Raw genomic sequence first — 13,580 nt, 5'->3', positions numbered from 1 at the left:
ATCAGCTTAGGCGGAATCGGCGGGGCTTGCGCGGCGCTTTTGTGGGCCGCAAGTGGCGTGCCTGACCACGCACATGTGATTGATAAGACGCCTTAAGAAGTCACAAGTGAGCGCTTAAGCTGATTTTCTGTATTGGAAAATCGTCTGGCCAGGCGCGAACGCTATGCCCCTTCGGCCACCAGCGCCGCCGCGCGACTGAACGCCGCCACCATCCCCGCGACGATATCCTCGCGCAACCGGGCGTCAACCGTCTTCAACGCATACGACGGGTGCCACGTCGGCACGATCAGCCGCCCGCCGTGATCTATGGTCTGCCCCAGATATTCCGATAGATTGACGTGCGCACCGGTCAGCGCCTTCAGCGCGGTCGCGCCGAGCGTAACGACCACTCGCGGCGCGACCTGCGCAAGCTCTTGCTCCAGCCAATACTGGCAAGCCTCGACCTCGCGCAGCGCGGGTGTGCGGTGCACGCGCTGCTGATCGAGCGTTTCCCACTTGTAGTGTTTGACGGCATAGGTCAGATACAGCGCCGCGCGTGCGAGTCCGGCGCGCGCGAGCACGGTGTCCAGCAACTGACCGGCGGGGCCGGTGAAGGGCTCGCCGGTCTGGTTCTCATGCTCACCGGGTTGTTCGCCGACCACCATGATCGCCGCCTGAGCGGGACCGGTGCCCGCGACGGCCTGCTTCGCGTTGCGCCACAACGCGCAGCGCCGGCAGGTGGTGAGCGGACCGGTCGGCTCGCGCAACGGTGGCGTGATCGCCGAATATTCAATGGGCGGCATGTCCGGGACGGTGACGGTGCCGCTCCGCGCGCCGGCACGGCTGCGCTCGCGTGCGAGGTGCGCGGGCAGCGGCGGGCCTGCGGGCGGCGTTCTCCAGTAGCGCAGTGGCACGGGCGTCGGCGCGCCGTTGAAGACGTTGGTGTAATACGCGAGCCAGAGCGCCTCGGTGGGTTCGCTGGTCGTGGCTTCGCCGGCCATGGCGCCCGGTGGCAACATCTGCATGGCTGGCGAGTGCTGCCGGCTCGCGGAGAGAGGGTGCTCGCCGTTATCCGCCGACGGCCGGTCGATTCGCAGCAGCATGCCGTTCCAGAACGCCGCGCCGTGTGGCGTCGCCAGCATCCACGTGGAATCGCCCATCCGCTCGGCGAAGCGTGCGGCGGCGCGCTCCAGCAGATCATGATGCGGCTCGTACCAGCCGACGAATTCCGGCAGCCCCATGGACGGATCGCGCCGCCTGAACAGGGTGAGCAGTAGTAGATCGTCGGTTTCGTGCTCCACGGAGCGGATACGCTGATCGAGCAGCGCGCCGTCGTGGTCCAGCAGATCGAGGACGTGGCGCTCGCCGCGCGTCCAACGCCACAGAATGCGGTAGAGCAGGGACCAGCGGTCCGGGGCGCGGAAGCAGGCCGCGGTTTTCAGCCGGGCGAGCAGTTCACGAGGAATGGCGGGAGCGGCGACCGCCGGAGTGGTGGCGGGGCTATCCGGAACATTGGGGGTGTGAGTGCCGGCATTGGTCGAAAGGCTCGAATTGCCCGAATTGCCCGAATGGTTCGAATGGTTCGAATGGTTCGAATGGTTCGAATGGTTCGAATGGCTCGAAGGGCCCGAATGGCTCGAAGCGTCCAAATCACACTCGACCCATTCGATCCGCGCCGGCTCGACCTCTTGCAGCAGTAACTCCCGCGCCGCGCGGCGCCACGCGGAGAAAGTCGGTTCGATAGAAATGCGTTTCATGCGGGCGCGCCGCGGCCATGCGCAACGTAAAGCGCCAACCCTCGCGGACAAAATACTGTATGAATGTACAGTATGCGCCTGAACGCCCGCCCGGATCAAGCCTGCCGCGTCACAACGACCCCGGCCGGGGCGTCACGCCTAGACGTCGCGTAAATCCTCGGGCGTATCGACATCGCGCAAAATGCCCGCATCGTCGACATCCAATCGCGTCACCCGTTGCGACATGAACAACGACTTTGCGCCGGTATCGCCATCGAGCGCTAGCAGTGCGTCGCGATGCTCGATGCCGAAGCCGACCGGATGCCCCCGCTGCCCCTGATAAAACGGCGCGACCAGCGAAGCGCCGCCGTCGAGCGCGCGCGCCACCTCTTCGATCGTTGAAGTGGCGATGCGCGGCATGTCGGCGAGCGCGACGATCCAGCCCTCGGCGCCTTCGCTTGCCTCGATGCCGGCCGCGAGGCTCGCGCCCATGCCGCGTTCGGCATCGCGCGCGAACACCACGTCGCAACCGGCGTCGTTGAGCAGCCGCGCGAGCGCGTCCGAACCTGGCCGCACCACGGCCAGCACCCGCGTCACGACCCGTAGCAGCCGATGCGCGGATTCATGCGCGACCGGTGTGCCGTCGGGCATACGTGCAAGCAGTTTATTGTGCAGGCCGTCCGGGTCGAAGCGCGAACCGAAGCCGGCGGCGAGCAACACGCCAGTGGCGAGCGAGGCGTAGGCCATGGACGGACACCGGGAGCAAAAGATGAAGTCGATTGTGCGATGCAACGCAGCCGTAGGCAAGCGCCAATGCGTATGCATGGCGCTTGCTGTTCGATATCGCGATGCGTTTGCATAACTTAGCGACGTCGATCGAAACGAATCGGCGTCACCATGAAACGCATCGGCGTATGCGAACGTAACGGCGGACGCGAACCTACCGGCCAACGTGAACGGAAACGCCCACGCGAACGCAAACGCAAACGCCCACGCCCACGCCCACGCATCACACCTGCATCGTGCCCATCACCTTGTCCAGCGTAATGGGCAGATCGCGCACGCGCACGCCGGTGGCGTGATACACCGCGTTCGCAATCGCCGCCGGCACACCCGTAATGCCGATCTCGCCGATGCCGCGTACCCCGAGCGAGTTGATATACGGATCCGGCCGGTCGATAAAGCTAATGTCGAGCGAACCGATATCGGCATTCACCGGCACGTGATATTCCGCGAGATTCGCATTGGTGAAGCGGCCATAGCGCGTGTCGACCGAAGTCTCTTCCTGCAGCGCCGCCCCGACACCCCACACGATGCCGCCCATCAACTGGCTGCGCGCCGTCTTCTGGTTGAGCACGCGCCCCACGTCGTACACGGCCACCACGCGCGGCACCCGGATCGTGCCGAGGTCGGCATCCACATGCACCTCCACGAATACCGCACCGAACGAGTGAAACGAGTACCTCTGCTTTTCGTCGCCGGGCTTGACGGTCGCGATCGCCTCGATCGGCTTGCCGCCCGAGCGCGCGATGATCGCCGCCGCCGGATCGCGCTTGCCCGGTTGCGAGCGGCTCGTCACCCAGCCGTTTTCCACGGTGACGTCGTCGAGCGCGATGCCGTGTACGGGCGAAGCCTGATCGGCGAGCGCCAGCGCGATCAACTGGCTGCGCGCCTGGCTCGCCGCGTCGCGCACGGCAGGTGAAACGCTCGCCGCCGATTGCGATCCGCCAGACACCGGCGCTCGCGGCAAGGACGAATCGCCGAGCGCGAAGTGGATGTTTTCCGGTGCGAAGCCAAGCGCGTCGGCGGCCACCTGGGTCATCACGGTGTAGGTGCCGGTGCCGATATCCTGCGTGCCGGATGCGACCATCGCAGTGCCGTCGGGCAAGATCCGCGCAATGGCGCTGGCTTCGCTGCGATTGGCCGGATAGGTCGCGGTGGCCATGCCCATGCCGATCAGCGTGCCGCCGTTGCGCATCGAGCGAGGCTCCCTCGTGCGCCGCGACCAGCCGAATTTCTCGGCGCCGATCTGATAACACTCGCGCAAGGACTTGCCCGACCACGGCTTGTTTTCCTGCGGATCGGCCTCGGCGTAATTCTTCAGGCGCAGCGCGAGCGGGTCCATGTGCAAGGCTACGGCGAGTTCGTCCATCGCGGACTCGAGCGCGAACGACCCGGTCGTTTCGCCCGGCGCACGCATGAAGGTCGGCGTGCCGAGATTGAGCGGCACGATGCGGTGCGTGGTCACCTGATTGGGTACCGCGTACAGCATGCGCGTGACCATGCAGCAGGTCTCGGTCCAGTCTTCGATCACGGAGGTGTTCGAGAGGCTGTCGTGACGCATCGCGGTCAGCGTGCCGTCGCGTCGCGCCGCGAGCACGAAGTGCTGTTCGGTGTGCGGACGCGCGCCGACCGGGCCGAACATCTGCGGCCGTTCGAGCACGAGCCGCACGGGGCGCCCGGTCTGTTTCGCCGCCATCGCGCACAACGTCACATGCGACCACGACGAGCCCTTGCAACCGAAACCGCCGCCGACGAACGGCGAAATCACGCGCACGTCGGCGGGTGACATGCCGAGCGTCTTCGCGACCGCCTGCGCCGCGCTGCTGACGCCTTGGGTCGAATCGTAGAGCGTGAGCTGCGGACCGTCCCAGCGCGCCATCGTGGCGTGCGGCTCCATCGGGTTGTGATGTTCGATCGGCGTGGTGTAGGTCGCGTTGACGTGCACCGTGCCGCTTTGCATGCCGTCGTCGAAGCTGCCGCGTTGCGTGTCGGTTTGCCGGCCTTGCGGCCTGTCGGGTGCGTGCGCGTTCGGTTTGGCTTGCGCGAAGTCCGTGACCGCGGCGCCGCTCTGATAGGTGATGCGCAACTGGCGCGCGGCGTCGGTGGCATGTTCGAGCGTGTCGGCCACCACCACGGCAACCGGCTCGTTGCTGTAATGAACCTCGTTGTCCTGAAGCAGCGACAGGCGGCGTCCGGCGGGAGGCGCCAATGCGGGCTTGCCGCCATTGGGCAAGCGCGGCGCGTTCTGATACGTCATGACGAGCAGCACGCCGGGCAGCGCCTGTGCGCGGCTCGCGTCGATCGAGGCAATGGTGCCGCGTGCGATCGTGCTCGTGACGAGCACCGCATGCGCAAGACGCGCCTCGGGAAATTCGGCGGCATAGCGCGCTTCGCCGGTGACTTTGAGCAGACCGTCGGTGCGGTCGAACGGTTGACCGATCAGATTCATGCGACACCTCCCGCGCGGCCGGCGGCCTGATTCACGGCGCGCACGATCGCGCGCTGCGCGAGCTGCACCTTGAAGCGATTGTCGTGTTGCGGCCGGGCCTCGCGTAACGCGGCCGCGGCGGCGTTCTTCAGCGTGGCTTGCGTGAGCGGCTGGCCATTGAGCATCTGCTCCGCCGCGCTCGCGCGCCACGGCTTGTGTGCCACGCCGCCTAACGCGATACGCGCGGTCCTCACGCGGTCGCCGTCCATCTGCAACGCGGCGGCAACGGAGACCAGCGCGAATGCGTAACTGGCCCGGTCACGCACTTTGAGGTAATGGGAGTTCGCGCTGAAGAGCGGCGGCGGCAGATCGACGGCGGTAATCAGTTCGCCAGGCTGCAAGGTCGTATCGACATCGGGCCGCTCGCCAGGCAGCCGGTGGAAATCGGCGAACGCAATGATCCGCTCGCCCGCGGGACCGCTCACGCGTACCACGGCGTCGAGCGCGGCCAGCGCCACGCTCATATCCGACGGATTCACCGCAATGCATTGGGGACTCGCGCCGAGAATCGCATGCGTGCGATTGTGGCCGTCGAGCGCCGCGCAGCCGCTGCCCGGCATGCGCTTGTTGCACTGCGTGAAGGCCGTGTCGTAGAAGTAGCCGCAACGGGTGCGTTGCAGCAGATTGCCGCCTACGGTCGCCATATTGCGCAACTGCGACGACGCGCCCGACAAAAATGCTTGCGTGAGCAACGGGTATTGTTCGCGCACCAGCGCGTGGTTGGCGGCATCGCTATTGCGTACCAGCGCGCCGATCCGGACGCCGCCATCGGGCAGTGTCGTGACCGTATCGAGGCCGCTGATATGCGTGATATCGATCAGCCGCACCGGCCGCGCTACGCCGCCCTTCATCAGATCGAGCAGGTTGGTGCCGCCGCCGATGAACACCGCGCCCGGTTGCTGAGCCGCCCGCACTGCACCGGCGACATCGCCGGCGCGTTCGTATGAGATCGCATCCATGCTGTCGCTCCTCAGGCGTTGCGGTTCGTGCCGCTGCCCATCGTGTCGGTGCCGGCGGCATTGCTGTTCTGGCCGCCGCCTTCGTGCACCGCGCGCACGGCGGCCACGATGTTCGCGTACGCGCCGCAGCGGCAAATATTGCCGCTCATGCGTTCGCGGATTTCATCATCGGAGAGTTGTGCGGGGCGGCTGCGGACATCGGCCGTGACGGTGCTCGCCGTGCCGGCACGAAATTCATTGAGAAGAGCAGTCGCGGAGCACAACTGCCCGGGCGTACAGTAACCGCACTGAAAGGCGTCGTGTTCGATGAACGCGCGCTGCATCGGACTCAATGCGCCATTGCTGGCCAGCCCTTCGACCGTGGTGATGGTCTCGCCCTCGTGCATCACGGCAAGCGTCAAACAGGCGTTGATGCGGCGGCCATCGGCAAGCACCGTGCAGGCGCCGCATTGTCCTCGATCGCAGCCTTTCTTCGTGCCCATCAGGCCTGCGTATTCGCGCAGTGCATCGAGCAGGGTCACGCGCGGCTCGAGTTGCAGCGTGTACGGGCGGCCGTTCACGGTCAACGTGACCGGGCGCGGCGGTATGGCTTGACGAGCTTGGACCGGCGGTGCGGCAGGGGTTTGGGTTTGTGCGCGCAGATGCGGCGCCGCGCCGATCGTGGCGGCAGCGGCAGCCGATTGAAGGAAGCGGCGGCGTGAAGGTTGGGGTGGGGTGGCGGCTGACTCGTCACTCGGATCCGGACATTCGTTATGCGTGGACATGACGTTCTGTTGACTCCGTTGAAAGGTCGATGCAGGCTAGCGATGCGTCGGTATCCGAAGCGTCGCGATCCATTGGACATCACGCAGCAATTTCGGTGCCGTTGCATACACAACGGTATTAGCAAATATCGGAGACAGCCAATGACAGTAATGCCCCGATTCAAGCCCGCGTCGAGACCCGTGCCGCTGGTACGAACCCTGGCCGCCATGGTGGCCGTGACGGTCGTGTTGAGCGCATGCCACGGCAGCGATGAAGTCAATTCGCCGCCGCCAACGAACACGCTGCCGAGCTTTATCGCCAGTGCCTCGGTAAGAACCCAGTCCTACGACGGCAATACCGACGACCTGCTCACCGCGGGTCTCGGCAAGACCGGCCTCGCTTCGGCCACGGCGCCAGCCATTGCCAACGCTGCGCAACCGACTGCCGCCGAACTGCGGCGCCTCGCTATCTGGGCGAACTATCGCGCGCTCGTGGACATGACCGCGAACGGGGGCTATGGACGTTTCTGGGGACCCAATGTCGACCTGAACGGCAACGACACGCTCGGCGAGGGCAAGATCGCCGGCAAGGAATATCTCGCCTTCGCCGACGACGGCAGCGGCACGCAGAACGTCACCATGCTGGTGCAGATTCCGGCGAGCTTCAATCCGGATCAGCCGTGCATTGTCACGGCTACGTCATCCGGTTCGCGCGGCGTGTACGGCGCGATTTCGGCGGCCGGCGAGTGGGGCCTCAAGCGCGGTTGCGCGGTGGCCTACAACGATAAAGGCAGCGGCAACGGCGCGCATGAGCTGTCTTCCAATCGGGTTACGCTGATCGACGGCACGTTGCAGGATGCCACTGCGGCGGGCAAGAACAGTTTCTTCACGGCCAACCTCGGCAATACCGATCTCGCGACTTACAACAGCCAGTTCCCGAATCGCTACGCATTCAAGCACGCGCACTCGCAGCAGAATCCGGAGAAGGACTGGGGCAAGAATACCTTGCAGGCGATCCAGTTCGCGTATTGGGCGCTCAACGACTCGTATGGCACGCTCAACGGAGCGACCCGCAACGTGCGCTACGAGAACGGCAGCATCACGACCATCGCGGCTTCGGTGAGCAACGGCGGCGGCGCGTCGCTCGCGGCGGCGGAGCAGGACACGTCCGGCTGGATCACCGCGGTGGTCGTGGGCGAGCCGCAGATCAATTTGCGGCTGCCCGCGCAGGTCTCGGTGGCCCAGGGCGGCGTGCCGGTCGGCGCATTCGGCAAGCCGCTCGCCGACTACATGACGCTCGCCAATATGCTGCAACCGTGCGCGGCACTCGCGCCCGCCGCGGCCGGCGCGCCATATCTGACGGCGTTGCCGCTCGCCACCACCACGTCGATTCGCACCGCGCGATGCACGTCGCTGGCGAGCGCGGGTGTGATCACGGGCACGAATACGACGACCCAGGCGATCAACGCGCTCGCGCTCCTGCATCAAAACGGCTATCAGACCGACTCCGACGTGCTGCAAGCGCCCATGTGGGATTCGCAGGCGGTGCCGGCCGTTGCCGTGACCTATGCGGATGCGTACGCGAAAGCGAGCGTGACCGCCAACCTCTGCGCGTTCAGCTTCGGCACGACGAGCGCGGCGGGAGCGGCCGGCGTGACGCCTGCGGTGTCGCCGATGCTCACGGTGTTCGGCAATGGCAACGGCGTGCCTCCGACCAACGGCATCAACCTCGTCTTCAACCCGGGCGCAGGCGCGGCGGACCATCGGCTGGCGAGCGCCGACGGCAGCTTTGCGGGGGCCTCCTGTCTGCGCACGCTGTGGACCAACGGCACGCTCACCGGCAGCGTCGAAGCCATTCGTGTGAATGCGAACCTGCATGGCAAGCCCGCCATCATCGTGCAGGGGCGCGCGGATGCGCTGGTGCCGATCAACCACGCGTCGCGGCCGTATCTCGGCTTGAACCAGCTGAGCGAAGGCGGCGCGAGCAAGCTGTCGTTCTATGAAGTGACGAACGCCCAGCATTTCGATGCGTTCCTCGGCGTGGCGGGTTTCGATTCACGCTTCGTGCCGCTGCATTACTACAACATTCAGGCGCTCAATCTGATGTGGAGCCATCTGAAAAACGGCACGCCATTGCCGCCGTCCCAGGTGATTCACACCATACCGCGTGGCGGCTCGCCGGGCGCCGCGCCGCAACTGACCACGGCCAATCTGCCGGCGATCGCGGCGAGCCCCGGCGTCAACGCGATTACGGTGAGCAATGGCGCGGTGAACGTGCCGAATTGAATCGCGCATAGCTGAATGCACCGGCTCGCGGCGGCCATCATGCGCGCGAGCCGGCCTGCGCGAATCGCTGCTCGCGAGCAAGCCCGCCCGGGTATAAGCGATGCTATGGCAGGTGAAGTGAAGCGTGTTCAAAGGAGAGCGAATGCAGTTCGACTACAGGCATTTCCATATCGATTGCCGCGCCCGCCACGCGGAAGACGGCCTTTACCACGCGAGAGCGAAGATCACTCACGTGCCGCAGAAAAACGAACACGTCCGGTCGTACGATTCCGGCGACATCGACGCCTTTTCCAGTGAAGCCGACGCCATTTCATGCGCGAAGTCCTACGCAATGGAATGGTGCGACGCGGCGGCGCAATAACGCGCATTGCAGGGAGGACTCGTCGTGCCCAGGCTTCGAATCGCGACCTTCAACATCAACGGAATTCGCTCGCGCCTGCCGACGCTGTTGCAATGGCTCGAACGCGAGACGCCCGACATTGTCTGCCTGCAGGAACTCAAGGCGGTGGACAGCGCGTTTCCCGTCGAGCAGCTGCGCGACGCGGGCTATGGGGCGATCTGGCAAGGGCAGAGCGCATGGAACGGCGTGGCGATCCTGTCGAAAGGCGCGGCGCCGCTGGAGAGCCGCCGCGGCCTGCCGGGTTTCGAGGCGGACACGCATAGCCGGTATCTCGAAGCCGCGGTTGGCGGCGTGCTGGTGGCGTGCCTCTATTTGCCCAACGGCAATCCCCAGCCCGGCCCCAAATTCGACTACAAGCTGGCGTGGTTCGATCATCTGATCAAGCACGCGGCGAACCTCTACAAGAGCGGTCATCCAGTGGTGCTGGCAGGCGACTTCAACGTGGTGCCGACCGACGAAGACATCTACAACCCGCGCTCCTGGCTGAAAGACGCGCTGCTGCAACCCGAGAGCCGCGAGCGTTATCAGCGATTGCTCGCGCAAGGCTGGACCGACGCATTGCGAACGCATTTCGGCGAAGAACGGGTCTATACCTTCTGGGACTATTTTCGCCGCCACTGGGACACGAACTCCGGATTGCGTATCGACCATCTGCTGCTGAGCGCCGACCTCGCGCCGCGCTTGCGCGATGCGGGTGTCGATCGGTGGGTGCGTGGCGAGCCGCACGCGAGCGATCACGCGCCCGCGTGGGTCGAACTTGATATGGGTGCGGGACGCCGCAAGAAAAGCGGCGTATGAAGCGAAACGGGCGATCGCCAGAAGCCGATCGCCCGGTGATCAAACGCTTCGACAATCAACGGCGATAGTCGCGCTCAGCGGCGCCGTGCGCCCACAGCGCGCCCGCCACAAAACCGGCGAGAGCCACCACCGCGATCGCCGTGAACGGACTTTCCGCCGTCGTTTCACGCACGAGGCTCGTGGTGCTCGCGCACAGTTGCTGGGCCTTGCCGCTCAGTTCTTTGGCCTTGCCGGCCAGTTGGGTGCCGGTATCGCCCAGTACATCGCCGGCCGCGCCCTGAACCTTTCCCGCGACTTCCTTGACTGCGCCTTCCACTTTGTTCGCTGCCGAATTGGTGTCCATACGTTTTTGCTCCCATTGTCATATTTACGTGCGAGCCATTGCGAATCGCAACACCCGCACACCAAGGATCCGCGCACGCCGCCCTGAAAGGCGCGGCTTACGTCCACCAGACAGGGCGCAAGAAGCGCGCCCGGGAAAGAGCAGAATTGACGAAGCGGGAACGTATCAGCGCCGCCGTCTGGAATTGATGCCCACGAAGACGGCCATCAGCATCAGAAAGCCGCCGAACAGCAGCGCCGAATTCACCACGACGTGCCGGATTCCGAGCCGCTCGACGTTGATGAACGGATAGGGATAGAAATCCGACAGGCTCCCACGCCAGAAGGTGACGCCGAGATAGGCCAGCGGATACACCAGCCACAATAGACAATGCCGCAGCCTCAAATGAAAGCGCGGTACGAACAGCACCCAGTAAAGCGCGGCCAGCATGGGCAAGACGCTGTGAAGCGATTCGTTAAGCAGCAGCCGGAATGCCGTGGGCGTCCAGTAACCTCGCAGCAGCAGGTTGTACGCAATGCCGACAAACACCATGTACACCACCACCGCGGTGACGACGGTAGGTTGCCGGAAAAACCGCGCGGGCGCCGATCTGTGCCCGCGTAACGCCACGCAGGTAAAACAGATCGCGCAGGCGAGCGCCGTCAGATTGGTGAGATAACTGCTCATGCGGGAGATGCCGTCGAGCACGGTCAACCCGCGCGCGAGCGTGCGGTCGATCGTGACGTCAGCTTGCGCGACGATCGAGATCCACGCAATGACGGCGATGATCGCCGCCAGCGTCACCGACGAAACACTTGGCGTATGCAGCGGAAGCTCGGGCTCCCGGTGCTCGGAAGGGGCAGGGCGCATGCGTTCGATTTTATACACACTGCATGGGCTTTGCAGTGTGCGTGACCGAGCGCACGCGCTGGATCGATCAAGCGCGAGGCAGAAGAAATACTATGGCGTGCTATGCGAACCGGTCACAGGCTTCAAGCGTTCCACTACTGCGGGAATGGCTGAACTCGCCGGAACGGCTTCGTCGATCGCGGTGCGCCCGCCATCGTGGAAAAATGCCAGCTCGGCGGCCTTGTTCAGGACCAGGATGCTGATGCGCCGGTTAGTCGGCTCATCGGCGACATTGCTGTTCAGCGGCAATACGTCCGCCAGTCCGCGCACCTGCAGCAGCTTTTCGCCATGCATGCCACCGGCAACGAGCGAGCGGCGCGCGGCGTTGGCGCGTTCGGACGACAGTTCCCAGTTCGAGTAGCCCTCCGGTCCCGCGGTGTAGGGCACCGCATCCGTATGGCCGGCGATCGAAATGCGGTTGTCGACGTCGTTGAGCGCGGCGCCGATCTGCGTGAGGATCGTTACCGCATACGGTTGCAGCTTCGCGTTGCCAGAAGGAAACATGGGCCGGTTCTGCGAATCGACGATCTCGATACGCAGCCCTTCATTCGTGATCGAGATGCGGATCTGATCCTTGAACGCCTTCAACGCGGGGCTCTGTTCGATCAGCGTGGTGAGCTTCGCCTTCAGTTGTTCGAGGCGCGCCGCGTCGGATGGCGCCACGGTCGGCGCGACGGTCGCTAACGGCGCGGGTTGGGTCTCCGTCTGGCTCTTCCTGCCGTCGCCGGGCCGTGTATCGGAGATGTCGCGGCCACCGCCCTGCACCACGCTCGGACGCGCCGCAGCCGTGCCTTCGTTGCCGCCGAGCAGGCTCGACAGCGGCGTGTTGAAATAATCCTCGATACCCTGCTTGTCGTACTTCGACGTGGAGCCGAGCAGCCACATCAGCAGGAAGAACGCCATCATTGCAGTGACGAAATCGGCGTACGCGATTTTCCATGCGCCGCCGTGATGGCCGCCATGATCCTCGCCCCTTCTCGAACGGCGCACGATCACCGGCGCCGGCGCCTGCTCCTCCCGTGACGCCCGCGATTTTCTTTCGCTCATCATGCCGCTCCGCGTCAGGCCGACTTCGGCATCTTGGTGGCGCGCACGGCGTCGTCGAGTTCCTGGAAGCTCGGGCGGTCGGCGGTGAACAGCACCTTGCGGCCGAATTCGACGGCGATCGGCGGCGCGTAGCCGGACAGCGATGCGAGCAGCACGGCTTTCACGCACTGATACGGCTTGGCTTCGGCGCGGCCTTTGGCGTTGAGCAGATCGGCCAGCGGGCCGATAAAGCCATACGCGAGCAGAATGCCGAGGAACGTGCCGACCAGCGCGCCTGCAATCATTTCGCCGAGCACGGCGGGCGGCGCGCCAACCGAACCCATGGTGTGAACCACGCCCATGACCGCGGCGACGATACCGAAGGCGGGCAGGCCGTCCGCCATTTTCTGAATGGCGTTGGCCGCGACGGTCGATTCCGCGTGATGCGTGGCCAGTTCCTCGTCCATCAGATCCTGCACTTCGAGCACGTTCACATTGCCGCCGGACATCATGCGCAGATAGTCGACGATGAAGTCGAGCAGATGATGGTCCTCCAGCACATGCGGATACTTCTGGAAAAGCACGCTTTCTTCGGGTGCGCCCACGTCGACTTCGAGCGACATCATGCCTTCCTTGCGCGCCTTCTGGAGCAACTCGTAAAGCAACGCGATCAGCTCGAGATATTTCTCCTTGGTGTAGCCACCGCCCTTGAAGCATGACGGAATCGCCTTGAGGGTTTTCTTCAGTGTGGAAGTCGGATTGCTCACGACAAACGCGCCGATTGCCGCGCCGAAGATGCACAGTAGTTCGAACGGTTGAATCAGCGCCGGCAGATGGCCGCCCACGCCGATAAAACTGCCAATCACCGAACCGATCACTAAAACCCAGCCGATTGCAACAAACATACTTTCTCCGATTATCTTGCGCTGCCCCGCGTTCGATTAGAAAAGCCCTTATTTCAAAGGCTTTTCTCGCGCGTCACAAATCTTCCGTATGTACCGGTAAACGGCTGAATCCGGTGATGCTGAAGTGCTGATCTGCTTAAAATGCGAAATAAATTCACCAATCGGTTAGTTCTTGATATGGGCCGGTAAATCTGTCCGCATTTTGCGATTTTCGGATTGCAATTCGTGTTTTTCCGGGTCCAGCCA

General features: G+C 64.4%; 12 protein-coding genes. 3 read left to right on the top strand and 9 right to left on the bottom strand.

Annotated features, from left to right (window positions below; genetic code table 11):
- Positions 1-161 precede the first annotated feature (161 nt).
- The 5 genes from P0D70_RS02745 to P0D70_RS02725 form a co-directional block, all read right to left on the bottom strand.
- On the bottom strand, positions 162-1,736 hold the full coding sequence (locus P0D70_RS02745; RefSeq protein ID WP_408182300.1) for a UdgX family uracil-DNA binding protein: 1,575 nt from the start codon (positions 1,734-1,736) through the stop codon (positions 162-164).
- A gap of 138 nt (positions 1,737-1,874) precedes the next feature.
- Positions 1,875-2,462, bottom strand: a complete 588-nt coding sequence (locus tag P0D70_RS02740) for a nucleotidyltransferase family protein (RefSeq protein WP_408182297.1) — start codon at positions 2,460-2,462, stop codon at positions 1,875-1,877.
- A 262-nt stretch (positions 2,463-2,724) separates the two neighbouring features.
- Positions 2,725-4,947: a xanthine dehydrogenase family protein molybdopterin-binding subunit gene (locus tag P0D70_RS02735; protein ID WP_408182295.1), complete on the bottom strand. Its 2,223-nt coding sequence runs from the start codon at positions 4,945-4,947 to the stop codon at positions 2,725-2,727.
- Complete coding sequence (locus tag P0D70_RS02730; protein ID WP_408182293.1) at positions 4,944-5,945, bottom strand: FAD binding domain-containing protein; 1,002 nt, start codon at positions 5,943-5,945, stop codon at positions 4,944-4,946. The genes P0D70_RS02735 and P0D70_RS02730 overlap by 4 nt, the downstream gene beginning before the upstream one ends.
- Before the next feature lie 11 nt (positions 5,946-5,956).
- A complete protein-coding gene (locus P0D70_RS02725) occupies positions 5,957-6,709 on the bottom strand; it encodes a 2Fe-2S iron-sulfur cluster-binding protein (RefSeq protein ID WP_408182290.1) in 753 nt (250 codons plus the stop codon).
- 207 nt (positions 6,710-6,916) lie between these two features.
- Between P0D70_RS02725 and P0D70_RS02720 the strand changes: the two genes are divergently transcribed.
- The 3 genes from P0D70_RS02720 to P0D70_RS02710 all read left to right on the top strand — a co-directional run bounded on the left by P0D70_RS02720 (position 6,917) and on the right by P0D70_RS02710 (position 10,172).
- The gene (locus P0D70_RS02720) at positions 6,917-8,974 is read left to right on the top strand and encodes a D-(-)-3-hydroxybutyrate oligomer hydrolase (protein ID WP_408182385.1); all 2,058 of its coding nucleotides are present in this window, start codon (positions 6,917-6,919) and stop codon (positions 8,972-8,974) included.
- 142 nt (positions 8,975-9,116) lie between these two features.
- Positions 9,117-9,335 (top strand): hypothetical protein, encoded by a 219-nt coding sequence (locus tag P0D70_RS02715; protein ID WP_408182288.1) that lies wholly within the window; start codon positions 9,117-9,119, stop codon positions 9,333-9,335.
- Between the two features lie 24 nt (positions 9,336-9,359).
- On the top strand, positions 9,360-10,172 hold the full coding sequence (locus tag P0D70_RS02710; protein WP_408182285.1) for an exodeoxyribonuclease III: 813 nt from the start codon (positions 9,360-9,362) through the stop codon (positions 10,170-10,172).
- A 55-nt stretch (positions 10,173-10,227) separates the two neighbouring features.
- Here P0D70_RS02710 and P0D70_RS02705 read toward each other — a convergent pair whose 3' ends face one another.
- The 4 genes from P0D70_RS02705 to motA form a co-directional block, all read right to left on the bottom strand.
- Positions 10,228-10,515, bottom strand: a complete 288-nt coding sequence (locus tag P0D70_RS02705) for a CsbD family protein (RefSeq protein WP_091802872.1) — start codon at positions 10,513-10,515, stop codon at positions 10,228-10,230.
- 165 nt (positions 10,516-10,680) lie between these two features.
- A complete protein-coding gene (locus tag P0D70_RS02700; RefSeq protein WP_091802869.1) occupies positions 10,681-11,364 on the bottom strand; it encodes a Pr6Pr family membrane protein in 684 nt (227 codons plus the stop codon).
- A 90-nt stretch (positions 11,365-11,454) separates the two neighbouring features.
- A complete protein-coding gene (gene motB / locus P0D70_RS02695) occupies positions 11,455-12,450 on the bottom strand; it encodes a flagellar motor protein MotB (RefSeq protein WP_408182383.1) in 996 nt (331 codons plus the stop codon).
- 14 nt (positions 12,451-12,464) lie between these two features.
- Positions 12,465-13,334 (bottom strand): flagellar motor stator protein MotA, encoded by an 870-nt coding sequence (gene motA / locus P0D70_RS02690; RefSeq protein ID WP_408182281.1) that lies wholly within the window; start codon positions 13,332-13,334, stop codon positions 12,465-12,467.
- Between the last annotated feature and the right edge of the window lie 246 nt (positions 13,335-13,580).

Origin of the sequence: Paraburkholderia sp. RL17-381-BIF-C (assembly GCF_046026435.1) — a bacterium.
In the GTDB taxonomy this organism is placed as follows: domain Bacteria; phylum Pseudomonadota; class Gammaproteobacteria; order Burkholderiales; family Burkholderiaceae; genus Paraburkholderia.
Note: the sequence above shows the minus strand (reverse complement) of the source record. Positions and strands in the feature narration are given on the sequence as shown.